Origin of the sequence: Yunchengibacter salinarum, assembly GCF_037658235.1 — a bacterium.
Taxonomy (GTDB): Bacteria; Pseudomonadota; Alphaproteobacteria; order Sphingomonadales; family Kordiimonadaceae; genus Yunchengibacter; species Yunchengibacter salinarum.
Window position 1 is genome coordinate 174,547 of record NZ_JBBJLN010000007.1, and the last position, 26,169, is coordinate 200,715.

The 26,169-nt window shown below is 62.7% G+C and carries 24 protein-coding genes and 2 tRNA genes; 10 read left to right on the top strand and 16 right to left on the bottom strand.

The window, feature by feature from the left end; all coding sequences use genetic code 11:
* Window positions 1-16: 16 nt before the first annotated feature.
* The 3 genes from WGH93_RS09495 to WGH93_RS09505 all read left to right on the top strand — a co-directional run bounded on the left by WGH93_RS09495 (window position 17) and on the right by WGH93_RS09505 (window position 2,338).
* Complete coding sequence (locus WGH93_RS09495) at window positions 17-397, top strand: hypothetical protein (protein ID WP_374764642.1); 381 nt, start codon at window positions 17-19, stop codon at window positions 395-397.
* A gap of 54 nt (window positions 398-451) precedes the next feature.
* A complete protein-coding gene (gene moaA, locus WGH93_RS09500) occupies window positions 452-1,495 on the top strand; it encodes a GTP 3',8-cyclase MoaA (protein ID WP_374764643.1) in 1,044 nt (347 codons plus the stop codon).
* Window positions 1,496-1,579: 84 nt separating this feature from the next.
* Entirely contained in the window at window positions 1,580-2,338 is a 759-nt protein-coding gene (locus WGH93_RS09505; RefSeq protein WP_374764644.1) for an NAD kinase, read from the top strand.
* Here the strand turns inward: WGH93_RS09505 and WGH93_RS09510 are convergent.
* The 6 genes from WGH93_RS09510 to flgK form a co-directional block, all read right to left on the bottom strand.
* A complete protein-coding gene (locus WGH93_RS09510; RefSeq protein ID WP_374764645.1) occupies window positions 2,335-3,771 on the bottom strand; it encodes a KAP family P-loop NTPase fold protein in 1,437 nt (478 codons plus the stop codon). The two genes, WGH93_RS09505 and WGH93_RS09510, sit on opposite strands and share 4 nt — an antisense overlap.
* Window positions 3,772-3,831: 60 nt before the next feature.
* On the bottom strand, window positions 3,832-5,637 hold the full coding sequence (locus WGH93_RS09515) for a PAS domain-containing sensor histidine kinase (protein ID WP_374764646.1): 1,806 nt from the start codon (window positions 5,635-5,637) through the stop codon (window positions 3,832-3,834).
* Between the two features lie 88 nt (window positions 5,638-5,725).
* Window positions 5,726-6,856, bottom strand: coding sequence for a DUF2336 domain-containing protein (locus WGH93_RS09520; protein WP_374764647.1), 1,131 nt, complete (start codon window positions 6,854-6,856; stop codon window positions 5,726-5,728).
* A gap of 242 nt (window positions 6,857-7,098) precedes the next feature.
* Window positions 7,099-7,602, bottom strand: a complete 504-nt coding sequence (locus WGH93_RS09525) for a flavin reductase family protein (RefSeq protein WP_374764648.1) — start codon at window positions 7,600-7,602, stop codon at window positions 7,099-7,101.
* Window positions 7,603-7,765: 163 nt separating this feature from the next.
* Window positions 7,766-8,800 (bottom strand): flagellin N-terminal helical domain-containing protein, encoded by a 1,035-nt coding sequence (locus WGH93_RS09530; RefSeq protein ID WP_374764649.1) that lies wholly within the window; start codon window positions 8,798-8,800, stop codon window positions 7,766-7,768.
* Window positions 8,801-8,856: 56 nt separating this feature from the next.
* Window positions 8,857-11,016, bottom strand: a complete 2,160-nt coding sequence (flgK, locus tag WGH93_RS09535; RefSeq protein WP_374764650.1) for a flagellar hook-associated protein FlgK — start codon at window positions 11,014-11,016, stop codon at window positions 8,857-8,859.
* Between the two features lie 258 nt (window positions 11,017-11,274).
* Between flgK and WGH93_RS09540 the strand changes: the two genes are divergently transcribed.
* Window positions 11,275-11,874, top strand: coding sequence for a S24 family peptidase (locus WGH93_RS09540; RefSeq protein WP_374764651.1), 600 nt, complete (start codon window positions 11,275-11,277; stop codon window positions 11,872-11,874).
* On the opposite strand, the gene WGH93_RS09545 is transcribed toward WGH93_RS09540, so the two are convergent.
* The 8 genes from WGH93_RS09545 to nhaB all read right to left on the bottom strand — a co-directional run bounded on the left by WGH93_RS09545 (window position 11,871) and on the right by nhaB (window position 17,357).
* Window positions 11,871-12,641, bottom strand: coding sequence for a substrate-binding periplasmic protein (locus WGH93_RS09545; RefSeq protein ID WP_374764652.1), 771 nt, complete (start codon window positions 12,639-12,641; stop codon window positions 11,871-11,873). The genes WGH93_RS09540 and WGH93_RS09545 overlap by 4 nt on opposite strands.
* Before the next feature lie 640 nt (window positions 12,642-13,281).
* Window positions 13,282-13,358, bottom strand: a tRNA-Arg gene (locus WGH93_RS09550).
* Between the two features lie 65 nt (window positions 13,359-13,423).
* A complete protein-coding gene (locus WGH93_RS09555) occupies window positions 13,424-13,702 on the bottom strand; it encodes an ETC complex I subunit (RefSeq protein WP_374764653.1) in 279 nt (92 codons plus the stop codon).
* Window positions 13,703-13,757: 55 nt separating this feature from the next.
* A tRNA-Pro gene (locus WGH93_RS09560) sits at window positions 13,758-13,834 on the bottom strand.
* A 63-nt stretch (window positions 13,835-13,897) separates the two neighbouring features.
* Window positions 13,898-14,374, bottom strand: a complete 477-nt coding sequence (locus tag WGH93_RS09565) for a PaaI family thioesterase (RefSeq protein WP_374764654.1) — start codon at window positions 14,372-14,374, stop codon at window positions 13,898-13,900.
* Window positions 14,371-14,913 (bottom strand): DUF192 domain-containing protein, encoded by a 543-nt coding sequence (locus WGH93_RS09570; protein WP_374764655.1) that lies wholly within the window; start codon window positions 14,911-14,913, stop codon window positions 14,371-14,373. Before WGH93_RS09570 ends, WGH93_RS09565 begins: the two co-directional genes overlap by 4 nt.
* Window positions 14,914-15,003: 90 nt before the next feature.
* Window positions 15,004-15,561 (bottom strand): cold-shock protein, encoded by a 558-nt coding sequence (locus WGH93_RS09575; protein ID WP_374764656.1) that lies wholly within the window; start codon window positions 15,559-15,561, stop codon window positions 15,004-15,006.
* Window positions 15,562-15,776: 215 nt separating this feature from the next.
* Window positions 15,777-17,357 (bottom strand): sodium/proton antiporter NhaB, encoded by a 1,581-nt coding sequence (gene nhaB / locus WGH93_RS09580; RefSeq protein ID WP_374764657.1) that lies wholly within the window; start codon window positions 17,355-17,357, stop codon window positions 15,777-15,779.
* 214 nt (window positions 17,358-17,571) lie between these two features.
* Here nhaB and WGH93_RS09585 point away from each other — a divergent pair, with 214 nt between their 5' ends.
* Together WGH93_RS09585 and WGH93_RS09590 are read left to right on the top strand one after the other, a co-directional pair.
* A complete protein-coding gene (locus WGH93_RS09585) occupies window positions 17,572-18,603 on the top strand; it encodes an XdhC family protein (RefSeq protein WP_374764658.1) in 1,032 nt (343 codons plus the stop codon).
* Window positions 18,600-19,220 (top strand): nucleotidyltransferase family protein, encoded by a 621-nt coding sequence (locus tag WGH93_RS09590; RefSeq protein ID WP_374764659.1) that lies wholly within the window; start codon window positions 18,600-18,602, stop codon window positions 19,218-19,220. The genes WGH93_RS09585 and WGH93_RS09590 overlap by 4 nt, the downstream gene beginning before the upstream one ends.
* Here the strand turns inward: WGH93_RS09590 and WGH93_RS09595 are convergent.
* Window positions 19,196-19,807 carry a RecX family transcriptional regulator gene (locus tag WGH93_RS09595; protein ID WP_374764660.1) on the bottom strand — a complete coding sequence of 204 codons (612 nt, stop codon included), beginning with the start codon at window positions 19,805-19,807 and terminating at the stop codon, window positions 19,196-19,198. The genes WGH93_RS09590 and WGH93_RS09595 overlap by 25 nt on opposite strands.
* Complete coding sequence (locus tag WGH93_RS09600; RefSeq protein WP_374764661.1) at window positions 19,804-21,003, bottom strand: aminotransferase class V-fold PLP-dependent enzyme; 1,200 nt, start codon at window positions 21,001-21,003, stop codon at window positions 19,804-19,806. The genes WGH93_RS09595 and WGH93_RS09600 overlap by 4 nt, the downstream gene beginning before the upstream one ends.
* 459 nt (window positions 21,004-21,462) lie before the next feature.
* Here WGH93_RS09600 and WGH93_RS09605 point away from each other — a divergent pair, with 459 nt between their 5' ends.
* From WGH93_RS09605 to spt, 4 genes are all read left to right on the top strand, one after another.
* Complete coding sequence (locus tag WGH93_RS09605) at window positions 21,463-23,202, top strand: fatty acyl-AMP ligase (RefSeq protein WP_374764662.1); 1,740 nt, start codon at window positions 21,463-21,465, stop codon at window positions 23,200-23,202.
* Window positions 23,203-23,206: 4 nt separating this feature from the next.
* Complete coding sequence (locus tag WGH93_RS09610) at window positions 23,207-24,235, top strand: NAD-dependent epimerase/dehydratase family protein (RefSeq protein WP_374764663.1); 1,029 nt, start codon at window positions 23,207-23,209, stop codon at window positions 24,233-24,235.
* A 97-nt stretch (window positions 24,236-24,332) separates the two neighbouring features.
* Window positions 24,333-24,581, top strand: coding sequence for an acyl carrier protein (locus WGH93_RS09615; RefSeq protein ID WP_374764664.1), 249 nt, complete (start codon window positions 24,333-24,335; stop codon window positions 24,579-24,581).
* Between the two features lie 3 nt (window positions 24,582-24,584).
* Window positions 24,585-25,787, top strand: coding sequence for a serine palmitoyltransferase (gene spt, locus WGH93_RS09620; RefSeq protein ID WP_374764665.1), 1,203 nt, complete (start codon window positions 24,585-24,587; stop codon window positions 25,785-25,787).
* Window positions 25,788-26,169 lie beyond the last annotated feature (382 nt).

The following is a 26,169-nucleotide window of genomic DNA, read 5'->3' on the forward strand; positions in this document are numbered from 1 at the left end:
TCGAGGAGTGAAGCCCATGGATGCCCTTTCCAAAGCCACGCAGGGTCTTTTGGCCAGCCAGCAGCGTGCCACCGATCTGGCCGGGCGCATTGTGCGGGACTCTGCGGCTGACGCCAGCACCACCAACCGCATCCTTGGCGCCGCGGAGGGCACGGGCACACCCCCTGCCCCGGCACAGGCAGCGGGCGAACAGGCCGGGCAGCAACAGCCGCAGGCCGGGGCCGCCCCCCGCCCCCCGCAGGTCAGCGGGGCGGACGCCGCCGGCTTTTCCGACCTGATCCAGACAGTTGTGGACTTCCGCGCGGAACAGAATGTATTTCGCGCCAATGCGGCGGCTTTTTCCCGTATTGCGGAGACGGAAAACGCCCTTGGCGGCCTGCTGGACGACGAAAGCTGACCCACGGCGCGTCACCACGCTTGACGATGGCGCCGCGCGCGCCAAAATCAGACCATGCCGGATAGCATCCCCATAGCAGACATGCCCGCGCGTGGGCGCGCCCCCGATCTGGTGGACCCGTTCGGGCGCACCATCACCTATCTCAGGCTCAGCGTTACGGATCGCTGTGACCTGCGCTGCCGCTATTGCATGGCGGAGGACATGACCTTCCTGCCCAAAAAGGACGTGCTCAGCCTGGAAGAGCTGTTGACCGTCTCGGACGCCTTCATGGACCGGGGCGTCAGGCGCATCCGGCTGACGGGCGGGGAGCCGCTGGTGCGGCGGAACATTCAATGGCTGATCGACCGGCTGGGAGCGCGGGTGCAATCCGGCGCGCTGGACGAGGTGACGCTCACCACCAATGCCACGCAGTTGCCAGCCATGGCGGGCAAGCTCGCCCGCGCGGGCGTGCGGCGCATCAATGTGTCGCTGGACACGCTGGACCCGGCCACCTTTCACGCCATCACCCGCCGGAACCGGTTGGATGATGTGCGCCGCGGGCTGGATGCGGCGGAAGACGCGGGCCTGAAGGTGAAACTGAACGCGGTGGTGATGAAGAACCGCAACGCCCACACCATCCCGGACCTGTTCGATTTCGCCCGCCACCGCGGCTTTGACCTGACATTGATCGAAACCATGCCCATGGGCGACGTGGCCGACGCGCGGGAAGACACTTATATGCCCGTCAGCGCCCTGCTGCCAGCGCTTGAGGCCCGCGCCGCACTGACCCCCAGCGATCACCGCACCGGCGGCCCGGCCCGTTATATGGACATTGCGGGCAGCCGGTCCCGGCTGGGGCTGATCACGCCGCTCAGCCGCAATTTCTGTAGCGGCTGCAACCGGGTGCGCGTGACCTGCACGGGGCAGATTTACATGTGTCTGGGCCAGGATGACCATGTGGACCTGCGCGCCGCCCTGCGCGGGCCGGATGGCGCGGCGGCGCTGGATGCGGCGCTGGACCGGGCCATCGGCGCCAAGCCCGAAGGCCACGACTTCGCCGTCACCGATGGCCACATGACCGGCAAGGTGGACCGGCACATGTCCATGACCGGGGGATAAGCGCATAAACCCTTGCGGTGCGGGGCCTTTTCTGAAACCGTGATGGCCGTTGAAGGGGCCTTGAACGCAGGGGATGAAGGGCGCATGAAGCTCGCCGTAATCGCAAGCCAGTATGGCGAGGCGGAAGACTCCGCCCGCATGATCCGCCAGAAATACGCCACCGTGGGCGTGGAAAGCGCCGACGTGATCCTGGCGCTCGGCGGGGACGGCTTCATGTTGCAGACCATCCATGCCTATATGAACCGGGACGTGCGGATTTTCGGCATGAACCGGGGCACGGTGGGCTTTCTGATGAACCGCTATGACCCTGATAAACTGATCGAGCGGATCGAGAAGTCGGACCCCATCAGCCTGCACCCGCTGAAAATGCGCGCCACCACCTGCGACGGGGAAGTGGTGGAGCATATCGCCGTGAACGAGGTCTCACTGCTGCGCGAAACCCGGCAGACGGCAAAAATCCGCATCACCATAGACGGAAAAGTGCGCCTGAACGAACTGGTGGGGGATGGCGTGCTGGTGGCCACCCCGGCGGGCAGCACGGCCTATAACCTGTCCGCCCACGGGCCGATCCTGCCCATCGGATCGAAGCTGCTGGCGCTGACCCCCATTTCCGCCTTCCGCCCGCGCCGCTGGCACGGCGCCCTGCTGCCCCACACGGCCCGCATCGAACTGACCATGCAGGAACCCCACAAGCGCCCCGTCTCGGCGGTAGCCGACATGCACGAAGTCCGCGACGTGCGCCACATCCTGGTGGAAGAGGACTGGGAAAACCAATGCACCCTGCTCTTCGACCCGGAACACAATCTGGAAGAACGGATACTGACGGAACAATTTACGGATTAGTTACCAGAACAGAGTATATCGGAAAAACGCTCGACTGCCGCAATTGACTCTTCCCGCGCTTCTCTTTCGCCGTATGACAGACCAGATACTTGCCCAGCTGCAGTAATCCACAACCGATCTTTACGGGGAGGATTGTCTACATGATCCGAGCTTTCTATATATTCATTCTGCTTATCATACCATTCAGTATCGCCATTCCCCAAAAACGTGCCTAAAATCGAACCTTCCAACCAAGACATATTATCCCTATTGAAGCGATCATATGCATCCCAAATCTGAAAATGCCGACGAATTTTTTCATAAGCTTCCGGACCAGAAAGATTCAATACTTCTTTATAAAGAGAAGGAGAGTGATCCTTTAATGTAACCAGTACAAAGATCGGGATGCAGGGGAACCCTCGTAAAGATTGGCAATTCTCTATAATCACCTTTACACTCAAAAATATCTTTTTCTGATTTCTGATTGGAACACCCATAACGCGAAATAAATTTGGTATGAAATTATCAAATGGCTGCCCGGAATTACCTCTTTGGGAAAACAAATGCTCGAACCCATAATGATCATATAGCTCATTTACAATCGCTTCTGGATTAGGCGTAGGTAACGAGACTTCCCAATCGATAAACCTTTTGAGATACCCGGCACTGTCAACCTCAGAGCCATAAACGGCATGTATTGCTGAATGAATCTGACGCTCTGCAACCATCAAAACGAAAATAACACCCTCTACATCAAAAAAGTGCTTTATTTTCTCCAATACTTTAATTGCATAATCAGGACGACACCGATCCAACTCATCAACAATAAAAATAAGCTTATTTTTTAGCCCTCCCTCGTCATCAAACCCAGAAATTTCTCTAACCAATAAGGACAAGTCTTCCTTGAATTTTTCCATATTGGAATAAATTTCTTTCTGCTCAATAATTAATGACTCGGAGTATCCAGATATTAAATCAGAAATATCACCCTTACCCATTTTAAAAATATTAGACGCGTCTTCGGCAACACCGTCTCCAAATGCTTTGCTTAATATTGCTTTTCCTATTAAATAGGGAGCATTTTTGATTAAAGGTGATGCAACCCTTTTCTTTATATTATCGAGAATAGTATCTGAATCTTCGGAATTTCCTTTTAAATTCTCATCCAGACACATTACCAACGCAGCCATTGGATCGGACATGAAGTCGGACTTCCATGCGTCAAAAAGCACGACCTTGCCGCCTTCGGCCTCAATCTTCTTTTTCCACTCGCCAGCGAAATAACTTTTACCCGTTCCATATTCACCTTTTACGCTGATGACAAAAGGTCCTGGTGCAGTTGCAATCAGGTCGGTCATGCGATCTGCGAAGACCTTTCGATTCAAAAGATCTCCTGTGAACGGCGTATCATCTCGCTGGGCACGTGGCGCTTTTCGAAGGCCGGAATCAGTCATGAAGTCACCTCTCAGGTCAAAAAATCACCCAAGAGGCTAACAAGGAATTTCAACTTAAAGTCAAATAAAATCGCCGCAGTGGTCGGATTCATTGGTTTTTTCGGTGCCGTCTTCGGTGGCGGGGAGGGTGAGGGTGAAGGTGCTGCCGTTGCCTTCTTTGCTGGTGGCGGTGAGGGTGCCGCCCATGGCTTCGGCCAGTTGGCGGGAGATGTGGAGGCCGAGGCCGGTGCCCTCCTGGCCGCGGGCGTAGGCTTCGCCCTCCCCCCTGATCTGGCTGAACTTGTCGAAGATGTGCTCCAGCCGGTCGGCGGGGATGCCGGGGCCGGTGTCCGTCACGTGCAAGTGGGTCCGGGTGCCGTCCGTTTTTGCTGACAGGGTAACATGGCCGTGCTGCGTGAACTTGACGGCATTGCCCACCAGATTGATCAGGATTTGCGACACGCGGCGCCGGTCCCCCACAAGGGGTGCGTCACTGTTCGCCACGGTCAGGCTCAGCCCCCGTGCCTCCGCCCGGTCGGCCATCATGGATGCCGTCTCCGCCAGCAGCGCGGCGGCGTTCAGCGGCGTGGCGGACAGGGCCAGCCCGCCGCTTTCCAGGCTTGTGGCGTCCAGCACATCATTGATCAGGCTGAGCAGATGCCGCCCGGCGCGGGCGATCTCCGCCCCGTGCTGTTGATAGGTTTCGCTCAGGGGTCCGTGGCGGGCATCCTTCAGCCCGTCGGAAAAGCCGATCACCGCATTGAGCGGGGTGCGCAGTTCGTGGCTCATGGCGGCGAGAAATTCCGTGCGCGCCTTCAGGGCCGCGCTCAGCTCCCCGTGGGCCTGATCCAGCGCATGGTTCTTACGGGTCAGTTCCTTCAGCAGCCCTTCCATCTCCCGGCGGGCGTCGTCCCGCTCCTCCGCCTGCCGGTAGCGGTCCTCCACCGCCATGCCCACGCCGCGATACCCCCAAAACGTGCCGCGCGGGCCAAAGACCGGCACGGCTGACAGGTGAAAACGCTGCCGGTCCCCGCTGTCGTCGCGGATATGCACAAGCTGGTCCCGAAACGGCTTGCGGCGGCTGATGGCGGCATCCATGTCCGACCGGCCCGACAGATTCTTTCCCGGCAGGCCCAGGTCCATCAGATGGGTGCCGATGAACAGCGGCGCGGGCTGCCCCACAAGGGCCGTGAACCGTTCGGACAGGCTGGTGATTTTCAGCTCCGCGTCCACCTCGAAAAACCAGTCGGATGTGGCGCGGGCGAAATCCTGATGCCGGGCCTGAAGCTTGCGGGCATCCTCCACGGCGCGAATATGGCTGGTGACATCTTCATAGGTGCCGGCCACAGCGATGATCTGGCCGCCCGTGCCGCGCACCGGCATATGGCGGCCCAGCCAGGTGCGGGTTTCCCCGCTTGCCAGCGTGATGCTTTCCCGCTGGCGCAGCGTTTCACCCAATGCGACCACATCCGCCAGTGTTCCGGCAAGCTGGGGCACGCTGTAGCCCACGCCCGCCTCGCCGGGGCCGGGGGCCAGTGTGGGCCCGTCCAGCCGCTCCATCAGGGTGTGATAATGGCCGTTCACATGCAGCAGGGTGCCGTCCGCATCCGCCAGATAAAGCGGCAGGCTTTCATCCACCACCAGCCGGTTCAAAAGCGCGGCCACCGGCCCGTCCGGCGCGGGCTGGGATTCCGGCGTGGTCTGGGGTGGTGTTTCGTCAGCCCCCTGCCCCGCGGCCTTCTGCCCCGCACCGCCCGCATCCGCACGGTGGCCACGCCCGGCCAGGCTGACCACCTTGCCGTCCGCCTTGCCGCCCGTGCCGGGGCGCGGCGCTTCCGTCCCGTCTTTCAAGCCGTCTTTCGGCGCTTCGCCGCTCCGTGCTGCCATGGTCCTGTCCCCCCTGATGCCGCCACCCCCGGCGGCCCGGTAACCCCATCACTCTATGACGCACTCAGATACTCGGCTGTTCAGTTCATCAGGCGCTTCTATTATTCAGGCGCTCCAGTTCCTCGATCGCATTCTGATAGGCATTGTCCCGCTGCCACACCTGCAAGGCCGCCTTTGCCTGTTCCATGGTCACGGACTGGAACAGCTTGGAAATGTTGGCCAATATCCCGGTTTCCCGCGGGTTGGACCCGTCCCGCGCCTGAAGGATCAGCAGCGCCAGCGTGGTGAACTGGTTGCGGTCCATACCGATGGCGCGGGCCAGAATGGTGAAGCTCTGGCCCTTGGTGTCGGAAAATATCCGCCACGCCGTCTCGAAAGTAATACCCGCCAGTTCCGCCAGCCCGGCCACGAACACCGCCACCCGCTGTTGCCTGAGCGCCGTGGTCAGGAACGAAATGCTCAACTCCCCGCCTTCCCGCATCCGGCGCACCAGCTTCTGGGCGCGCACGCGGGCGCTGTCGCTGCTTTTATGGTCCACAATGGCGGTTCTGGTGGCGCGGCTGACGGCGTTTTCCACCACCAGCGGGTCCACATCGAAATCGTCCAGAATGCGCTGGCGCAGCGCGGCGGATACCCACCAATACATGCGATAAGCCAGATCGCCCGGCAGATCATCCCGCCCCAGCAGGGGTTCCTGAAAGCGATCCACCCGGCGGCTTTCGGCCACCAGATATTCCATGGCCGATGCGGAAAGCCGGGCATCCGCATTGTTGAGCAGCGCCTCGATCACATCTTCGGAGCCATATTCCACCAGCGCATCGCTCACCTGCTGGCTCAGCCCTTCCCGCATGGCGATGGCAAGCCGGTGCTCGTCCGTGCGGATGCGCACAATCTCGATCAGGTCCGGGTCTCGCAACAGGGTGCTTTTCTCAAGCAGGGGGCGGGCGATATCCACCTCATCCGACGCCAGCAGCTTCACCAGATCGGGATAATCGGCGCCGGAACGGGCCAGCGCCTCCGCCAGTTGCTTGCGCACGTCGCGCTCCACCTGATCGATCAGCTTGGCGAGAATGTCGGACATCAGCGCCCGCTCCTGCTCGCTCAGGCGGCCTTCGTCGGACAGGAACAGGTCGGTGATATTATCCACAAGATGGGCGCGCGCCTCGCGGGAACGGTCCCGCGCGAGGGTCAACAGTCTGGCAATCTTGTCGTCCGTCATACCGCCCTCCCGTCACCCGAATGCTTTAGGCAGAATTGACTAGAATTTTAACTTTACGGATTCCAGAGGCAGATTCAAGGGTTTATGGGTGGGCCTTCACAAAGGGATTGAGAAGATCGCCGGAAGATCACCAAATATGGAGTCCCGGCAGAGCGCCAGTCGCCAGATATGGTGCCTGGCAGGGTGCCGGACCAGCGCGGAAAAATCCTGAAAAATCGCGGCGATGCGGGGAAAAAAGCGGTTCAATCGCCGCGACGCGGAACCATGTGCGCCCAGCCGCCATCCATATAGCACAAGGGGGCGCCGCCCTTTTCCGGGGCGGTCACGGCCTCGATCGAGCCGATCACGACGCCGTGGCTGCCCACGTCCAGAATGCTTTCCACCCGGCATTCGAACGCCACCAGTGCATCGCTCAGCACCGGCACGCCCAGCGCCCCGGTACGCCAGGCGCCCTTGCGGAAGCGGTCACTTTCCGGCGTATCGTCCAGCCCGGCAAAGCATTCCGCAAGCGCCTGATGCCGCTCCGCCAGCACATTAACCGCCATCACCCGACCGTTGGACACAAGCCCGTACGACCCGCCCTGCCGGTTGATGCAGGCCAGCAGCCGGGGCGGCTGCGCCGATAGCGACGTGACAGCGGTGGCCGTCAGCCCGCCCTGCACGCCATTATGGGCGGTGGTGACAATGGTGACGGCACCGCCCAATCGGCGCATACCCAGTTTGAAGTCGTGCTCGCTGACAGGCATAAGGCTCCCGCATGGTGACTGACGAGGGCGCGCGGCGCGGCGCGGATCACTTGATGGTTAGGCCAAGCTCCCCGCCCCGGCAAGGGGGCCATGGTCCGAAACACGAAAAAAGCCGCGCCGGAACACCTCGGTGCGCCCAAAAAGCCAGCCCGATGCGATGCGCTCAGATGAAGTTGAGCAATGTAAGCTGGGACAGTGTGGAGATGGACTGGAACGACGCCTGAAGGGCCACCTGATCATTTTGCAGACGGGATATGGCCTCCGCCATGTCCACATCCTCGATATCGGCGATAAAGCCATCCAGAAACACCTCCCGATCCCGGTGCTGTTCGCGGATGGTGTCCATCTGGCTCTGGATGAAGCCGTTATTGGTCTGGATCTGGCGCATATTGTCGATGCGGGATTCCAGCGAGCCGATCTCCCCCTGAAGGAAGCTGAACTGGGCGTCCGTCAGTTCGCCGGATGTGATCGGAAAGTCCGGGTCGCCGTCATTCACGCCGTCGCCGTCCAGATCGCCGCTGCCAAGGCGGTAGAAGCTCTCGAAGATTTCCAGGCCCACATCCTCGGCCAGCACGCCGAATTCAATGTCCACATTGTCGGCCACACGCACGGAAAAGGCTTCATCGGAATTGGAAAACTCCTGCCGGATGGCATCCTGAAGGGACACATCCTGCGTGCCGTCCCCGTCAACATCATCCGCAACGCCGTCACCATCGGCGTCGATCCGCGCCTGCACCCGGTTGATGAAGTCCTGCAAGGTGCCGTTCTGAACTGGCGCCTGGCCGGACTGGGTGCCCGAAAACAGGAAGGTGCCGTCAAAATTGGTATTGAGCGCGTTGGTCACGAAGCGGAAGCTCTGGTCCAGCATCTGATCAAAGGCTTCCGCCTGGTCATTGGCAACCGTGGTGGCCACCGTATCCTTCACGCGCCCCATGGTGTCGATGATGCTGCCCAGTTGCACATCATTGGCGTCCAGCTTGCCCACCACCGTATCGATGGATCGCTGATATGTCTGGATGCGCGACCGGAAACTCTCGGACCCAAGCAGTGTATTGACCTTCCCCGCAAGCCCCCGGAATTCATCCGTTTTCTTGCCGGTGGAAATCTGTTCCTGCGCCTCGAACACCCGGCGCTGGTTCTGCTGAATGGCCTGAAGCAGGTTCTGCTGCTGACCGAAGCTGGAAATCCGTGAAACCATGGCAACGTCTCCTGATGCTGTATCAGGCTATGCACATTCCATGCCGATTTTTGATGCTAGACTGCGGACAACAGACTGTCGAACAGCTCCTGAACCGACGACAACACCCGTGCCGCCGCATTATAGCTGTTCTGATAAGTGACCAGATTGGCCAGTTCCTCGTCCATATTCACGCCGGACACATCGGCATTGCGTTCTTCCAGTTCAAGCTGAAGCGCCTGATTGTCCTCTTCCAGGTTTTCCGCGCGCGCGCCCATCAGGCCCGCATTGCCCAGAAAATTGCCCACATATTGCGACATGGTCACATTGGTCTGCCGCAATTCCCCCGCCTCGGCAAATTGCACCAGGGAGGTTTCTGCCCGCTGAAATGCCAGGGCACCGCGCTGGTCCCCCGATGTGAGGCCGGTGGCGCCAACGCCGCCAGTGTCGTCAAACTTGGCCAGGGAAAGCTGGTCCGGTGAATCCTGAATGCGATCCAGTACCCGCAAGTCCCGCGCCGCCGTGGCCCGAAAGGCGGTATCCAGCCCGAATGTCTCGGACACACGCTGGCCGGTGCCGCCCATATCGGTGGTGTCCGTCACCGTTTGCAGGCGGACATTTTCCCGCCCCGCCACAGGCTCGTAGCTGATCTTGCCGGTATTGCCATCAAGGCTGAAGGTGAAGAAATTGTTCAGGCCGTTGGCCGGGCTGTTCAAGGCCGACACCAGATCATTGACCGTGCTGCCGGCCCCCAGCGTGATGGCCACCTGGGTCAGTTCCCGATTGTTCTCCCCGGCGACCCGCAGATTGATGTCCCCGCCACTCGTGCCCAGATCGTCCGTGCCCGACAGGCCCGGCTCAAAAATGCCGTCGCTGTCCGACGTGATCAGATCGTTCATGCCGAAAAAGTGTGAAAAGCCGCGCCCCGCCCGGCTGCTCTCATTGCCGTCCACATCATCGATCACCACGCCGTCATTGGCATTGGCGGCGGTCAGGCTCATCACCCCATTGGTCAGGGACAGCGTGGCCGCGCCGTTGAAACCGGCGGCCCCGTTCACCGTGGCGATCAGATCGTTGAAACTGGCGTTCGCCCCGTTCGGAATGGCCGTGCCGTTCACCGTGCCCGCATCGAAATCCACCGTTACCTGATCGGTGATCTGATTGCTGCCATCCAGCACGTTCAAGGTCATCGCCCCGCTGAAATTCAGATCATGATTTCCCTGAATGGCGGTCTGCTTGCCGGTCAGCGAATTGGGCGGCGGCACGGTATTGAAATCATTGTGGATGGCGTTGAATTCGTCCTTGACCCTGGCGCCCATCTCACCCAGCGCCTCGGACAGGTCAACAAGCTGCTCATCGCGCACATCCAGCAGACCCTTCAACCGCCCGGAGCGGATATGCGGCGCCAGATCGGTACCGGCGGGGTCTTCCTTGGCCAGGGTATCCGGGTTCACCTCGAACATTTCCACATTGGGAAAAATGGTCTCGGCATTGGAAATGCCCGGCGCATTGTATTCAAGCTGCCGCAGGGTCTGATCCACCAGCACCATGCCGGAACCGGTGGTCACCCGGAACGTGCCACCGGCCTGGCGCGACGAATTGATATCAATGAACTCGGAAAGGTCGCTCAGGGCCCGCGCCATCTGGTTTTCCACGCTGCCCTGCCCGTCCAGGCTGGTGCTGGCCTCCGCCAGAAGCGGGTTCAGGTCATGGATTTCCCGCAGCAGACCGTTGATCTGATCAACCGAATCCACCATGCGCTCACTGGCTTCACCGCGCAATTGCTGCACGCTGTCCTGCAAACGGTCCACATCCCCCAGAAAGCCCTGAAGGTTGGTCACGGTCTGCTGGCGGCGAATGGTATCGGTGGGGCTGAGCGACAGATCGGCCATGGCGCCGAACACCCGGTCGATCCGTGACGAAAGCGAACTCTGACCATCCGGTTTGCCCAGAAAGCCCTGCAACTGATCGTGGATTTCCCGCTGAGCGGTAAATTCGTAGCGGTTGGAAGAAGCGGTGCGCGCGGCCTTTTCCAGAAACTCATCCACCACGCGCTCGATCCCGGAAACCTTCACCCCATTGGCCTGGGTGCCCGTGATATTCGCCTCTGTTTGAACTTCCAGACGGCGGAATCCGGGCGTGTTCACATTGGCCACATTGTTGGACGTGGTGCGGATGGCCGTCTGGCTGGCCTGAAGGCCGGTCAGGGCTGTGTCCAGAATGGAATTCAAGGCCATTGATCTCTCCCGCTGGGATATGGGCATCTGCCGGGCGGCAGGTCCTTCCCCGGTGTCGGCAAGGCTTGCCGCGCCCCGTCATTGTGGGCGCCGCACCAGCCCGTACCGATCTGGTTCGGCCATAGTGATGCAATGGCTGTGCCACCCCATGCGGATCAAGCACCCCCTCAGCCTGATAAATCCGTTGCACGCATAAGTGTTCTTGATATGTTCTATAAAGGTTCAGCAACGCACGTGTTTCAGTAAAGGATGCCGCTTATGTCAGTTTTACCCCCCTTCACCAGCCATCACAGGGATGCGCCCCGAAAACTGACGGCACCACACAATGGCGCGGCGGCAGGATCATCCGCCTCGACACCGGCCTTCAGGCCCTGTGATCACGCCCCCCGGCGCGGGGGACCGGGGGCGGGTCGCGGAACGCGCAGCCTTCGCCGCCGCGGCCTGCCCGGCACCCGGCCACGTCGCATTCAGCGCACCCTGCCCGTTCTGGGGCGCGCCCAGGGCGGTGAGGACGGCGCGCTGATCCTGGGGGAAGGCCCGATCGGCTGGGCACGGCGGCCCAGCGGTCTCGACCATGTGGCGGAAGCCTTTGCGGTATTCATCACGGGCGACAGCATGGCGCCACTGCTCAGGGGCGGGGACCTGGTGCATGTGGACCCGCGCCCCACGGCTGCCAGCGGCGATCTGGTGCTGGTGGAAACCCGTTATCACACGGGCTATATCAAGTTCCTTGAAAGCCGCAGCCATGAAGCGCTCGTGCTGCGCCAGACGAACCCTGAAAAGCGGCTACGCTTCACGGCGGATGATATTCGCCATGTGTTCAAGGTGGTGGGCTGGCAGGGCATGGACCAGATCTAGCCGCCCGCATCCTCCGCCGGGGTGAAACCGTATTTCTCAAGGATCGCGTCATAGCGCGGGCTCTGCTTTATGACACGAATGGCTTGCGTAAAGTCCTTCGCAAGAGCCTGCGAACCCGACAATTGCGGCGAAAAGGCGATATAATCCGGCGCCCGGTCGATCACCGGGGTCAGGAACCGCAACTGATCCGCCACCTCCATCAGCCGGGCATGAAACATCAGGGCCGGACGGTTGCCTACGCCCGCATCCACACTGCCATCCAGAACCGCGCGGATCAGGGCTTCCTCGTCCCGCACATTCTGCTTGTCGATCTCCGAAGCCTCGGCAAAGGCGGCACCGTGATAATACCCCCGCACCCGCGCCACACGCTTGCCATCAAGCACGGACAGGTCCCCGTCAAACGCCACATCGGCATCAGCGCGCACAAATACGGAACTGGTTTCGCTGATGTGGGACTCATCCACATAAACGGCGCCCTTTTCCCGATCTTGTGAGCGGAAGTAAAGGATCAGGCCGTCCACCTCACCAACACGCAGCAATTGCTGAAGGCGGGCGAAATTATAGCGTTGAAAGACCAACTCATGACCCAGCCGATCCGCGGCCGCACGGGCCAGTTCCACGGCGGCGCCTTCATAACGCCCCTCGGCACGGTAATAAAAAGGCGGGTAATCCTGCGCCGCCAGCCCCATATAAAGTGTATCAGCCCGCGCGCCGCCAACGCTCGCCATCAGGCCGAATACCAGCGCCAGACCGATCGATCGTGCCATACGCACAGCAACTCTCCTCAAAACAACGTCACAACACAGGACGATCAATGCCACGGCACAGGGTACCAGACCAGACAAAAAAGCCCAATCCCGCGCATCAAGACCCTGAAGACCACACCCCCATCACGGGCAAAACAGCTTCACGCGACCGACACGATCGTCACCCACCGGGACGGATACTCGGCTTCATGCTCGCGCACCATCCGAACCGCCCGCTCGCGGACCTCCGGGGAATGGACTTTGTTTGGCTTGCTCATCTTCGGCTCCTTTCCGCGCCTGTCTACTCAAGCGTTGGAGCCACCGGCAAAACCGGGGTGGTTCAGGGAGGCCGACAGCCTGAATGACACTGCCGATATATGAGCCCCATATGTCCGCCACCCCCTGACCGACCCCATATGGGCCGGCGCGGATTAGAATTCGGCTGTCCAACCCGGTCGAGTCGAACCCGGTACCGAGTCTCTTTCGTCCCCTGTCCAGCACGTTCTGACGCTTCACGCCCCGCCTGCCAAGTCCCGACGAGAGACCCTGCCAGAGCGGTCATGATGCCAGCGCCGTCTGCTGACCTATTGCTTACCGGGCGCAGGAGATAATTTTGCCGCGCCATGGTTAAGCGACAAGAACTTGATTTTTATGAAGAAAATGGCGCGCCCGGCAGGACTTGAACCTGCGACCTTGAGTTTAGAAGACTCCTGCTCTATCCGGCTGAGCTACGGGCGCTTTGGAGGGGGTGAAACAGGCCAGGAGCCGGGGATCGGGGGCGGTGATCGCCCCAGGCCGTGGCCTTATTTGAAATTGTCCGCATAGGCCTTGATGATGGTGCGGCGGCGATGTTCCGGCAGCACCTCGTGCGGGATGTCATAACGTTTGGCGTATTGTATCGCTTCGTCCCGCGTATCGAATTTCAGCTTGATCTGGCGGCGCATGTCGCCGGAGCCGGTCCATCCCATCAGGGGGTCAAGGCGCTTGGGCTCTTCCGGTTCATATTCCAGCACCCATTTGCGGGTATTGGCGGTGCCGGACTGCATGGCCGTTTTGGCCGGACGATAAATGCGTGCTTTCATGCCATTTTCCTTCGCCGTGACCTGGGGCACATCACCGGACGCGCACCGCCCGAACTGGTCGGGGAGACTGGATTTGAACCAGCGACCCCCAGTACCCAAAACTGGTGCGCTACCAGGCTGCGCCACTCCCCGACTGGAAGATGTATTAAGGATTTACCGGCGCGCGGGCAAGACAAAATTCCCCCCGCCACCGGCTTACCGGCGCCGCAGAGCCTTGAAAACGGCGTTGATGCGCGCCGCAACGGCATCTTCCGCCATGACCGTGCCATCCACCGCCACCAGATCGCTCTCACCGTCCTTATCCCGCATTGGCCGGGCATGGGCGCGCCCGCTGACCCATTGATCATGGCGGGCCGGGCCGATGAAATCCGTGGTCAGGCGCACCGTTACAAAAGGCGGCGCGATCACCCGCATCACCGCCGCGGACAACAGAATATCGGCAAAGGTCATCATCATGCCGCCGTGGCAGATACCGCCCGCATTGATGTGGCAGTCATCCACACGAAAGCCTCGCTCGACCGCGCCCCCCTGATGCGGCCGCTCAAAAAGCGGCCCCACATGCCAGCCAAAGGCGGAGTTGGACACGATAGGTTCATAGCCGTGCGGCGGGCGGGCGCGCGCGACCATGGCCGCATCGGCCACCCGCCCCTCTCCCGGTTCGGGCCCGCTCACCAGGCCTTGCCCGGCTCGTTGATATAGGGGTGCAATACACGGTCCCCCGCTTCTATCCCCAATTCTTCGGCGAGGCCGCCCCGAATCTCCAGCACCGCCACGGCGCGCCCGCGCGAGCGGCGGGGCGTGTCCGTGCGTGGCCGGGCATTGGCCACCACATTGGCAATGCGCCCGCCCGCGCGAATGAAAAGAATGTCCAGCGGGATATAGGTGTTGCGCATCCAGAAGCTGCGCCGCTCGGCATCCGGGAACAGGAACAACATGCCCTTGCCGTCATCCAGCGACCGCCGATACATTAGGCCCTGTGCCCGGCTTTCCGGGTCGCGCGCCAGTTCCACGGTGAAGGCATGACGGCTGCCATCCCCGGCGACCACCACCGCCCGATCAGGCGTTGGCTCGATCGCCGCTTCAGGGGTCGGCTCCGCCGCGGAAAGTGGCGCCGACGCAGGGCCCGAAAGACTGGCCGCAAGCAGCACCAGCGCCGCAAAACGAGCGGCTGACAGAAATAAATGACGAGTCCGAGTGAATAAGGCGCTCATGATGTGTCCCGTGTTGAATGTCACGGACACAGTGCCGTCACGGCGCACAATAGGCAAGGGACAGGCCCCGCACCCGCGCCGTGAACAGGATCAGGCGTCCCCCGGCAATGCGATCTGCGCCACCAGCGGGCCGCGTTCGCCCGAGCCGATCCGCACACGCACGGGCTGGCCGGGATCAAGGTCCGTCAGGCCAGCGCGGCGCAGGGTTTCAATGTGCACGAAAATGTCCTGGCTGCCATCCCCGCGAGAGACAAAGCCATACCCCCGCGTGCGATTGAACCACTTCACCGTCACATCCTCGAATTCATCGGCCACATCCACATTCATGCCGGGATGGGAAAATGAGGACCGCCCCAGATCTTCCGGGGTGACGGCGGTGGACAGATCAATGGTGATCACATTGACAGCCTGAAGGCCACGCTCCCGCTGCGCCGCCTCGCAGCGCACGGTGGTTCCTTCGGGCACGGAACGGCGGCCCACTTCCCGCAACACGGAGAAATGGAGAAGCACGTCGCCACTGCCATCTTCCGGCACAATGAATCCGTACCCCTTGACGGCGTCGAACCATTTCACACGACCGGTCAACTCGATACAATCGGCCTCGTCCTTCTCAGGCGCGACGGCGCCCCCGGTTTGGTCGTCCATCATCAGGATCCCCACATCACACACTTTCAACAATTTGTGACGGAGTTTACCATTCCTTAACCAGAATACAAGTCAAAACACGGTTAATATGCCCGGCCCCGGACAGGGTTAACCGCACGGCAAACCGCGGAAATCACCCCATTCGGCCCCGATCAGCCCATCACGAAAAAAGGCCGGCCCCACCTGGGAGGCCGGCCTTGCACATGGCAGCGCCGAGACTAGTGGCCCCCTTCAGAAGCCTCTCCCGGCAGTTCGGTATGATGCTCGATCAGGTGCGCGTCATACATGTATTCGGTGGCTGGCTCCAACAGATAGACCACGGCCAGGAAACCGGTGATCGCCATGGTCACCGTATAGGGGAAGGCCATGATCACCATGCGCATATAGCTGAGACGGATTAGCGGCGCCAGCGCGCTGGTCAGCAGGAACAGGAAAGCGGCCTGCCCGTTCGGCGTGGCAACGCTGGGGATATTGGTGCCCGTATTGATCGCCACGGCCATCATGTCGAAGGTGTCGCGATCGATTATGCCATTGGCCAGCGCCTCGGCTGTTTCGTTCACATAGACCGTGGCCACGAACACATTGTCTGAAATGGCGGACAGGAACCCGTTTGCCACATACAGCGTGGAAATCTGCTGCGACCCGTCCAGGCTGAAGACGAAATCGGTCACGGGCTTGAACAGATTGTTATCCGCGATCACGGCCACCACGGCAAAGAACACCACCAGCAACGAGGTAAAGGGCAGTGCCTCCTCAAAGGCATGGCCGATACGGTGCTCTTCCGTTACGCCCAGGAAGGTGGTGGCCAGCACGATCACGCTGAGCCCGATCAGCCCCACCTCGGCCATGTGGAACATCAGGCCGATCACCAGCCAGACGGCCACAAGCCCCTGCGCCACCAGGCCCGCGCGCTCTTCGCGGGTGCGGCGCTCATCCTGATAGGCGTCATAGTCCTGAAGGATTTTCAGCACCTTGGGCGGCAGCTTGGCGCCGTACCCCACTATGGCCGTTTTCTCCAGCATGATGACGGTCAGCAGGCCCACCACGAATACCGGCAGCGATACGGGCGCCATGCGGAAGAAGAATTCGATGAAATCCCAATTGGCCCGCTCCCCGATCAGCAGGTTCTGCGGCTCGCCCACTAGGGTCATCACACCGCCGAGCGCCGTGCCCACCGCAGCGTGCATCATCAGGCTGCGCAGGAACGCCCGGAAACCTTCCAGATCATAGCGGTTGAGCTGATCCACCTGTTCATCGTCGCCATGATCATGGCTGTGGTGGAAATCCTTGCCGGAGGCCACCTTGTGATAGATGGAATAGAACCCCACCGACACGGTGATCACCACCGCGGTCACCGTCAGCGCATCCAGAAAGGCGGACAGAATCGCCGCCGAGGCGGAAAACATCAGCGACAGGGCCAGCTTGTTGGGCACCCGGCAGATCAGCTTGGTGAACAGGAACAGCAACAGCCCCTGAAGGAAGTAGATCCCCGCCACCATGAAGACCAGCAGCAGAATCACCGGCAGGCCGCCCTGAATTTCATGATAGACCGTTTCCGGGCTGGTCATGCCCATGAACAGGGCCTCCAGCGCCAACAGCCCGCCGGGTTGCAGCGGGTAGCATTTCAGGGCCATGGCGAGTGTGAAAATGAATTCCAGCACCAGAATCCAGCCCGCCATGTAAGGGTTCCACATGTTCAGGAACGGATTGATGACGAGAAATGCCAGAATGGTCCATTTATACCAGATCGGCGACTTACCGAGGAAGTTCCTCCCCGCCGGGTTGGAAAACAACGCCATAGGACTGGTCCCCTTGTTTTGAATTGGTGTGGCACTGCCCCGTGCCCCTCCACAGCCCGAAACGCCATCCCGCGCCGGACCCCGTTATTTCGGCTTTTATCGCCAGTCGGGGTCAAGATCAAGAAAGGATACAGGAACGCGCCCGCCCTTGCCGCGGGCCGGGTCAGCGATTAGCGTCTTGCTCCCGGTATTCCCGTCACCCGTGGAGAGTCCCATGCATCAGGAACTGGCCGCCCTTCATGACTGGCTTGTCGCTGGCGACAGCGCCGTTCTGGGCGTGGTGGTCGCCACCTGGGGCTCGGCCCCCCGCCAGCCCGGCAGCCTGATGGCCCTGCACGGGGATGGCCGCGTGGTGGGGTCGCTGTCCGGCGGCTGTGTGGAAGGCAGCGTCATGGCGGAAGCGGCGCGCCTGACACCTGGGGACCGCGCCCTGCTTCTGGATTTTTCCGTATCCGACACGGATGCCTTCGCCGTTGGCCTGGCCTGCGGCGGGCAGCTTCAGGTGGCGCTGATCTGTCTGGGCCCGGAAAACGCCGGGGCGGTGCAGGCCGCGCTGACCGCCCTGACCGAACGACAGGGCGCCACCCTGCACCTGAACCTGAATGACGGGTCGGCGCGGCTTGAATCGGGGTGCCACAGCCACACCCCCGTGCTGTGGAAAGATTCCGCGCGCGCCGCCCCCACATCGCTCGCCCTGCCCATTCGCCCCAGCCCCCATCTGGTAATCGTGGGCGCGGTGCACATTGCCCGCCACCTGGCGCCCATGGCCGCGCGGTGCGACTGGCGGACAACCGTGCTGGACCCGCGCGGCGCCTTTGTGGACAGCGGCCCCATCCCGGAAGCCACCCTGGTGGAAGACTGGCCCGATGACTGGCTCGCCGCGCACCCGCTGGACCGGCACAGCGCGCTGGTGGCCCTGACCCATGAACCCAGGATCGACGATGCGGCCCTGTGGTGCGCACTGGGCGGCCCGGCCTTTTATATCGGGGCGCTGGGTGGGCGGAAGTCCCACGCCCGTCGGCTGGAGCGGCTGGCCGGAGCCGGCTTCGATCAAGACGAGCTGGATCGCATCCACGGGCCGGTGGGGCTGGACATTCAGGCCGCCACCCCGGCTGAAATCGCCGTGTCCATTCAGGCGGACATGATCCGCGCATACCGCACACGGATTGTTCCCCGGCGCCCTGATAGAGCGACGGAAAACCCTGCCGGGGAAACTGCCGAAAAGACCCCCGGAGAGACCTCATGACACGCCGGATCACCGCGCTCATTCCCGCCGCGGGTCGGGGGCGGCGCTTCGGGGGCGGCAAGCTGCGCGCGCCCGTTGGCGGGCAGGCGCTGATCCGCCATGTGGTGGCGTGTTATGCGACTCATCCGGCTTTCGATCCGGTGATCATCGTCACAGGCGCGGACGGCGCCGCCCTGCGGCGCGCCCTGAAAGGGCTGAAATGCCGCTGCATATCGGCACCGGCGCCCGGTGCGGGCATGGCCGCCAGCCTCAAAGCCGGTGCCCGCGCGGCGCCGCCCGATCAGGCGGTGGCGATCCAGCCCGCCGACATGCCTTTGATAAACCACGCATTGCTGGATGAAATGCTGCGCCGCCATCGCCCGCACCGGATAGTGCGCCCGGTCCATGAAGGCGTGCCCGGCCATCCGGTGATCTGGCCCGCCCGCGCCCTGCCCCGACTGCGCCAGATGACGGGTGAAAACGGCGCCCGCCGCCTGCTGACGCGCTGGTCAGCCCTGCTGGACCGGGCACCGTGGGACGAAACCGCCATATTCGATGTGGACCGGCCCGGCGATCTGGCCCGGCTGAAGGCGAACCGGGGTCACGCCTGGGGTCAGTATTCCTCTGGCAGAGGATGATCCGGGTCGGTGGCATCCACCAGCGGAATCGCCAGATCGGGGCCGAACCCGGCCCGCATCATGGACTTGATCTGCCGGTCCCGGCGCTCCGGCTCAAGCGGCACATCCGGGTTCCGGCGAAACGGCCCGAAACGCCGCCGCCGGGCATAGGCCACCGCCGCCTCGCGGGGCAAGGGTTCCTCGGTCTCCGCATCTAGGGCGGCAAGCGCCGCCTGCGCCTCCGCCTCGTCCACACCCTTCTGTTTCAGGTCCATCGCGATCTGTCGCGGCGGCTTGCCCCGGCCCAGCAGGCTGCGCGCCCGCACGCGGGCGAAAGCGGCATCGTCCACATAACCCAGTTCCGCGCATTTGCTCACCACCGCGGCGACGGCCTGCCGGTGCTCGGCGCTGATCTCCCACAGCCCGGTGCGCCTTTGCACTTTCCGCAGCAACACGTCTTCCAGCCGCGCACGACTGGCCATGAAGCGGCCCAGATAATGCAGCGCCGCCCGCTCCAGATATGCGGGGGTAACGGGCTTTCCCCCCGCCCCCTCCGCGCGCACCCGGTCGGCCCCGGCTTCGCCGTCTGTGGGCGCGTCCCGGCTCACAACGCCGCCACCCGGTCCAGAAAGCGGTCAATCTCCGCCTCCAGCACATAGACATGGGGGGAAACCCGAACCAGGCTGTCAATGCCGCGCGGCTCCAGATCGCGCCTTGTATGCGCCACGGAGGCCACCTGCACCGCGATATCCTCGGCCTCCAGCGCCGCCTTGACCTGCTGAGGAGACCGGCCTGCCAGTGTGAAGGTGACGATTCCGGCGGACGCCCCCTCAGGGCAGCCCATCTCCACCCCCTCAAGGGCGGCAAGCCCGCGCCGGAGCCTTTCGGCCAGCGCCGCGATCCGGTCATGAACCGCCTGCGGCCCGGTGGCCCACAGCCCGTCCAGTGCCGCCAGCAAGCCCAGTTGCCCGGCCACGCTGCGCTCCCATGCTTCAAACATGCGGGTGGAATCGGGTATCTGAATGCGGTCCTGCGCCACCCAGCCGGTGGTGTTGGTCAGCATCACCGGCAACAGGCGTTCCCGCATATCGGCGCGCACATATAAAAAGCCGGTGCCTCGCGGCCCGCGCAGGAATTTTCGCCCGGTGCCCGTCATCATGTGGCAGCCGATCCGCGCCACGTCCAGCGGCAACTGCCCCGCGCTCTGGCAGGCATCCAGCAGAAACGGCACATCCGCCGCACGGCACACCGCGCCGATGGCCGCCACCGGATTCACCTCCCCGCTGGATGAGGGCACATGGCTCAGGCTCACCAGCCGGGTGCGCCTGTCAATCAGGCGGGCCACGTCCGCGTCCGTTATGCCGCTGCCCGGCGACCCCGCCACGCGAATCTCCACGCCGTCCCGCTCGGCGCGGTGCAAATAGGCCACATAATTGCTGCAATAATCATTATAAGCGGTGACCAGATTGTCGCCCGCCGCCATAGGCACGCTGTAGAAGGCACGGGTCCAGGCATCCACCGCGCTGGCGGTGAAGGCATAGTCATCCGCCGCGCCGCCGAACAGCGCCGCCAGCCGGGGATACAGCGCCGCCAGCCGATCCGCGACTCGCTCCTGCGCCACATAGCCGCCCACGCGGGCTTCCAGCGCGATATGGTCCGTCAGCGCGGAGATCACCGACTCCGGCATCAATGCGGCCCCGGCATTATCCAGATGCAAACGGTTGGCCGCGCCGGGCGTGGCGGCTTTCAAACGAACGGGATCGAGCGGGGAATGCGCCCCCCTGGCGGCTTCGGTATCTGTCATGATCCATCCTGTTTACGCGCCTGACCGGCCACGCTCAAGGCCCCTTGTACAGCACCATGATGATGCGGAAAGGCGCCCCGGAACAGTTTTGGCTTGCACCAATGCGCGAGGGCGGCTAATCACCGGCACCGCTGGAGCCGGATCACGCACAACCGCCGCAGAAAGAACTTGAAGCCCTTGGGCGGTGCTTTTCTAATGGGGCGCGACGCCATCATTTCGCCACATGATGATGGCTGATCACGCGCCCTGATGTTTTGGGTTCGGGTCTGACGCCTGAGTCCGGGGCTTGGGTTCGGGACCAAATGACTGAAGCCTGAACCCGGTGGCCGGGTTCAGGGTGCCTGTGTTTCAAGGTCTGGAACGGGGCGCGTGCCGTCTCAGACCGGGTTTCGGGAAGATCCTGCCTCTTGCAGGGCGCCGAAAGGCCGGATAGGAATGATCGCCGGGGCTGCCGATAGTATGACTGATACACCGACCATCACACCTACCAACGATGCGACCCTGCCGCGGCGCTTTTCGGATTTCGATACCCTTGTGGACGCGCTGGAATATGCCGCGCGCGGACAAAGGGGCACCAATTTCTATAATGCGCGCGGCGACCTGGTGGACAGCCGCACCTGGGCGCAGCTTCGGGACAGCGCGGAAATGCTGGGGCGAAAGCTCACCGGGCTCGGCTTCAGGAAAGGCGACCGGCTGGCCCTGATCGCCGAAACCAATGTGGCTTTCGTGGAAACCTTTCTCGGCTGTCAGTATGCGGGTGTGCTGCCGGTGCCGCTGCCCCTGCCCACCTCGTTCGGTGGCAAGGAAGGCTATGTTAGCCAGTTGACCGCCCAGCTTACCAGTTGCGGCGCGCGCGGCGTGGTCGGGCCGGATTTCATGGCCGACATCATCAAGCAGACCGCCGACGGGCTGGACATCGCCTTTTCCGGCTCCCGCTTCGATCTGGAACAGGCCACCGATGCATCGGGCGGGCTGGCGAAGCTCACGGCGGACGATCTGACATATCTGCAATATTCCAGCGGCAGCACCCGTTTCCCGCACGGCATCTCCATCACTCACCGCTCGCTGATCGCCAATACATTCGGCATGGGCTATCACGGCGTGCAGATGCAGGACGGGGACCGCTGCGTAAGCTGGCTGCCCTTTTATCACGACATGGGGCTGGTCGGCACCTTCCTGACCACGCTGACCAACCAGGTATCGGTGGACTTCATCCCCACGGAAGAATTCGCCCGGCGCCCGCTGAGCTGGCTCAGGGTGATCACCGCCAACAGGGGGACCATCTCCTACAGCCCCACCTTCGGTTATGACATCTGCACGCGCCGCGCGGCGCTGCGCGCCAAGGCGCTCGACGAGCTGGACCTGACCACCTGGCGGGTGGCCGGCATCGGCGGGGACATGATCCGCCCCGACGTGCTGCGCGGCTTCCACGACACCTTCAGCGCCATCGGGTTTGACGACAGGGCCTTCCTGCCCAGCTACGGCCTGGCGGAATGCACGCTGGGCGTCAGCTTCGGCAAGGCGGGCCGCGGTGTGGAGATCGACCAGAAAGAAGAAGCGCTGCTGTCCGGCGAGCAGGACAGCGCGGCAAGCGGCGACAGCCAGCGGATGCGCGAAGTGGTCAATTGCGGCACGCCGCTTCCCGAATTCGATGTGGCCATCCGCACCGAGGACGGCGAAACCCTCGGTGAAGGCGGCGTGGGCAAGGTCTATCTGCGCGGCACATCCGTCATGCGGGACTATTTCAACGACCCGGATGCCACCCGCGCCGTGCTCAGCGACGACGGCTGGCTGGACACCGGCGACATGGGGTATCTCAAGGACGGCGACCTGTTCATCGTTGGCCGCGCAAAGGACATGATCATCGTCAATGGCCGCAACCATTGGCCGCAGGATATAGAATGGGCGGCGGAACAAATGCCCGGCGTGCGCCCCGGTGACGTGGCCGCCATTTCCATTCCCGGCGAAAACCGGGAGGAAGTGCCCCTGATCCTGGCCCATTGCGGTATGACGGACAGCAATGAACGCGCCCGTTTCATCGACGAGATGAAACGCCTGGTGCAAAAGGAAACCGGCATCATCTGCATGATCGAGCTGGTACCACCCCGCAGCCTGCCCCGCACCAGTTCCGGCAAGCTCAGCCGGTCCAAGGCCCGCACCAAATATCTCAATGGCGGGCTGCAAGCGCGGGCCAGCTAGCCCCGTGGCCGCGCCCGGCACCGACCCCGCACCCGCCGGCCCCGCATCGCCGGTGGTCGCTGTCACCGGCGCCACCGGCTTTCTGGGGCGCCATGTGATCACGCGCCTGGCCGATGCCGGGGTGAGCGTGCGCGCGCTGGCCCGCCCGTCCCTGGCGGCGGATCTGGCGGCCACGGAAACCCGGCCCATAAGCTGGATCGCTGGCCGCCTGCATCAGCACGCAGCGCTGGAACAGCTATTGGCGGGAGCCGACGGCGTGATCCATCTGGCAGGGCTGGTGAAGGCGCTGGACCGGGACGGCTTCTTCACCGTCAATGCTACCGGCAGCACCGCCCTTTTCAAGGTCGCCGCCGCCACGAATGTGCGCCATGTGCTGCTGGTCTCTACTCTGGCCGCGCGGGAACCCCATCTGTCCGCCTATGGCGCCAGCAAGCGGGCCGCCGAACAGATGCTGGAACATCCGGCGCGGGCGGGGCTCGCGGCCTGGCCCTTTGGCTGGACGGTCGTGCGCCCGCCCGCCATTTACGGCCCCGGCGACATGGAAATCCTTACGCTCTTCAAGGCCATGCGCTTCGGTCTGCTGCCTGCGCCGGGCAGCCGCCACAACCGCTTTTCCATGATCCACGCGGACGACATGGCCGGTGCATTGGTGGCGCTGTCGCTGGCGGGAATCGCCGACCCGGCCAGCCATCAACACAAGGTCTATGAGATGGACGACGGCACACCCGGCGGCTACGGCATTCATGACGTGGCCGGGGCGCTCGCCCCCCATGCCCCCGGTGGCCGACGGCCCCGCGTGGTGCCGGTCCCCGGCGCGGTGCTGCAAACGCTCGGTCTCGGCGGCGGGCTGATCGGGCGGCTCAGGGGGCGCCCCCTGACGCTGGACCGGGACCGAGGCCGCTTTCTGGCACACCCGGACTGGGTGGTCACCAAAGGCAGGGTGCCGCGGCTTGAAAACTGGCAGGCGCGACACACTCTTGTCAGCGGGCTTGCGGATACCATTGCATGGTACCGCGATCACGGGTACCTATAGCCCTTTCAAACCCGGTGCAGGCACATGCGCGCCTGGCACGGGGATCGTATTCAGTCACGTGGTCGGCAGGCGCCGACAGAAGAAGGGCAGGCACCGCATGGCCAAACAGGCAACCCTGGACAGCATTATCGCGTTGATCGCTCCGCTCAACAAGAAAGGGGTCACGGTCGCGCCCCAGACCTCCTTCGCCGGGGACCTGGAACTGGACTCGCTCACGGTCATGGACCTTGTGGCAGAGATCGAAGACGAATTTGACATCGTTCTGCCGCTGAATATCCTGCCTGAGCTTGAGACCGTGGAACAGGTGGCGGACGCGGTGGAGCGCATTCAGGAAAAAGGGGTGTAAGCCATGAACCTGCTGGACAAATTCGACCCCGTGGCCGCCCAGAAGGCCCATTTGCCGGTGGACAAGGCGGACCCCTTCAAGGTGGTGATGGACGAGGTTCTCTCGGAAACCGAAGCCATGATCGATGGCCGCCGCACCATCCTTGCGGGCACCAACAACTATATGGGCATGACCTTCTATCAGCCCGCCATGGAAGCGGCGGAAACCGCGCTCAGGGCCTATGGCACGGGCACCACCGGCTCCCGCGTGCTCAACGGCACCTATGACGGGCACAAGAAGCTGGAAGCCACGCTGGCCGATTTTTACGGCATGGATCATTGCATGGTCTTTTCCACCGGCTATCAGGCCAATCTGGGCGTGATCGCCACGCTGGCGGGCAAGGACGACTATCTCATCATCGATGCGGACAGCCACGCTTCCATCTATGACGGCGCGGCCATGGGCAATGCCACCGTCGTGCGCTTCAAGCACAATGACCCGGACAATCTGGAACGCCGCCTGAAGCGCCTGCCCGCGGACGCCGGCAAGCTGGTGGTAGTGGAAGGCATCTATTCCATGATGGGCGATGCCGCACCGCTGAAGGCGCTGCTGGAAGTCTCCCGCAAATATGGCGCCATGACCCTGGTGGACGAAGCCCACTCCATGGGCTTCTGCGGCGAAACCGGGCGCGGCGTGGCGCAGGAACAGGGCGTTGAGCATCTGACCGATTTCATCATCGGCACTTTTTCCAAGTCGGTGGGCACCATTGGCGGTTTCTGCGTTTCCAACGAGCCCAAGTTCGACACGCTCCGAATTGTCTGTCGCCCTTATATGTTTACCGCCTCGCTGCCGCCCAGCGTCGTGGCGGGGGCGCTGGCATCCATCGAAGGGTTGAGCCGTGCGGACAATCGCCGGGCGCACCTTTGGGAAAACGCCCGCCGCCTGCACGGCGCGCTCAAGGACATGGGCTTCACGCTGGCCACACCCGAAGCGGAAAGCCCGATCATCGCCCTTTGCCTGCCGGACCCGGTAAGCTGCACCCGGCTCTGGGAAGCCCTGTTGCTGGAAGGGGTCTATGTGAACATGGCCCTGCCCCCCGCCACGCCGAGCGGCATGAACCTGCTGCGCGCCTCGCTCTGCGCCCAGCACAGCACCGAACAGGTGGACCGGATCATCACCCGATTCCACCGTGCCGCCGAAAAAGTGGGGCTGCTGGAAGCGGCCTGACTTAAAGATTCCGCTCACGCCGGGCGGCTTGCGCCCGGCTTTGTTTCCGCTCACGCAAACGTGCTGCGCACGCGCTCCGCTAGGGCGCGGCACTTGCCGCGGGCCACGCTTGTGGCCTCCGCTCATCCCGCGTGTGCGGGATGGCGGTAGAAGCAGCGCCGGTGCTTGTTTGCTTACCGCTCACGCAAGCGTGCTGCGCACGCGCTCCGCGAGGGCGCGGCACTTGCCGCGGGCCACGCTTGTGGCCTCCGCTCATCCCGCGTGTGCGGGATGGCGGTAGAGGCGACGTTGGTGTCTGTGAGTCGCGGCTTTGTTTTCGCTCACGCAAGCGTGCTTTCGCACGCGCTCCGCGGGGGCGCCGCATGGGCGGCGGGGCGCGGTC

Excerpts from the sequence above, each read along its gene's own strand:
- WGH93_RS09495 (WP_374764642.1), top strand. The coding sequence starts at position 17 with ATGGATGCCCTTTCCAAAGCCACGCAGGGTCTTTTGGCCAGCCAGCAG.
- moaA (WP_374764643.1), top strand. The coding sequence starts at position 452 with ATGCCGGATAGCATCCCCATAGCAGACATGCCCGCGCGTGGGCGCGCC.
- WGH93_RS09505 (WP_374764644.1), top strand. The coding sequence starts at position 1,580 with ATGAAGCTCGCCGTAATCGCAAGCCAGTATGGCGAGGCGGAAGACTCC.
- WGH93_RS09510 (WP_374764645.1), bottom strand. The coding sequence starts at position 3,771 with ATGACTGATTCCGGCCTTCGAAAAGCGCCACGTGCCCAGCGAGATGAT.
- WGH93_RS09515 (WP_374764646.1), bottom strand. The coding sequence starts at position 5,637 with ATGGCAGCACGGAGCGGCGAAGCGCCGAAAGACGGCTTGAAAGACGGG.
- WGH93_RS09520 (WP_374764647.1), bottom strand. The coding sequence starts at position 6,856 with ATGACGGACGACAAGATTGCCAGACTGTTGACCCTCGCGCGGGACCGT.
- WGH93_RS09525 (WP_374764648.1), bottom strand. The coding sequence starts at position 7,602 with ATGCCTGTCAGCGAGCACGACTTCAAACTGGGTATGCGCCGATTGGGC.
- WGH93_RS09530 (WP_374764649.1), bottom strand. The coding sequence starts at position 8,800 with ATGGTTTCACGGATTTCCAGCTTCGGTCAGCAGCAGAACCTGCTTCAG.
- flgK (WP_374764650.1), bottom strand. The coding sequence starts at position 11,016 with ATGGCCTTGAATTCCATTCTGGACACAGCCCTGACCGGCCTTCAGGCC.
- WGH93_RS09540 (WP_374764651.1), top strand. The coding sequence starts at position 11,275 with ATGTCAGTTTTACCCCCCTTCACCAGCCATCACAGGGATGCGCCCCGA.
- WGH93_RS09545 (WP_374764652.1), bottom strand. The coding sequence starts at position 12,641 with ATGGCACGATCGATCGGTCTGGCGCTGGTATTCGGCCTGATGGCGAGC.
- WGH93_RS09555 (WP_374764653.1), bottom strand. The coding sequence starts at position 13,702 with ATGAAAGCACGCATTTATCGTCCGGCCAAAACGGCCATGCAGTCCGGC.
- WGH93_RS09570 (WP_374764655.1), bottom strand. The coding sequence starts at position 14,913 with ATGAGCGCCTTATTCACTCGGACTCGTCATTTATTTCTGTCAGCCGCT.
- WGH93_RS09575 (WP_374764656.1), bottom strand. The coding sequence starts at position 15,561 with ATGATGGACGACCAAACCGGGGGCGCCGTCGCGCCTGAGAAGGACGAG.
- nhaB (WP_374764657.1), bottom strand. The coding sequence starts at position 17,357 with ATGGCGTTGTTTTCCAACCCGGCGGGGAGGAACTTCCTCGGTAAGTCG.
- WGH93_RS09585 (WP_374764658.1), top strand. The coding sequence starts at position 17,572 with ATGCATCAGGAACTGGCCGCCCTTCATGACTGGCTTGTCGCTGGCGAC.
- WGH93_RS09590 (WP_374764659.1), top strand. The coding sequence starts at position 18,600 with ATGACACGCCGGATCACCGCGCTCATTCCCGCCGCGGGTCGGGGGCGG.
- WGH93_RS09600 (WP_374764661.1), bottom strand. The coding sequence starts at position 21,003 with ATGACAGATACCGAAGCCGCCAGGGGGGCGCATTCCCCGCTCGATCCC.
- WGH93_RS09605 (WP_374764662.1), top strand. The coding sequence starts at position 21,463 with ATGACTGATACACCGACCATCACACCTACCAACGATGCGACCCTGCCG.
- WGH93_RS09615 (WP_374764664.1), top strand. The coding sequence starts at position 24,333 with ATGGCCAAACAGGCAACCCTGGACAGCATTATCGCGTTGATCGCTCCG.
- spt (WP_374764665.1), top strand. The coding sequence starts at position 24,585 with ATGAACCTGCTGGACAAATTCGACCCCGTGGCCGCCCAGAAGGCCCAT.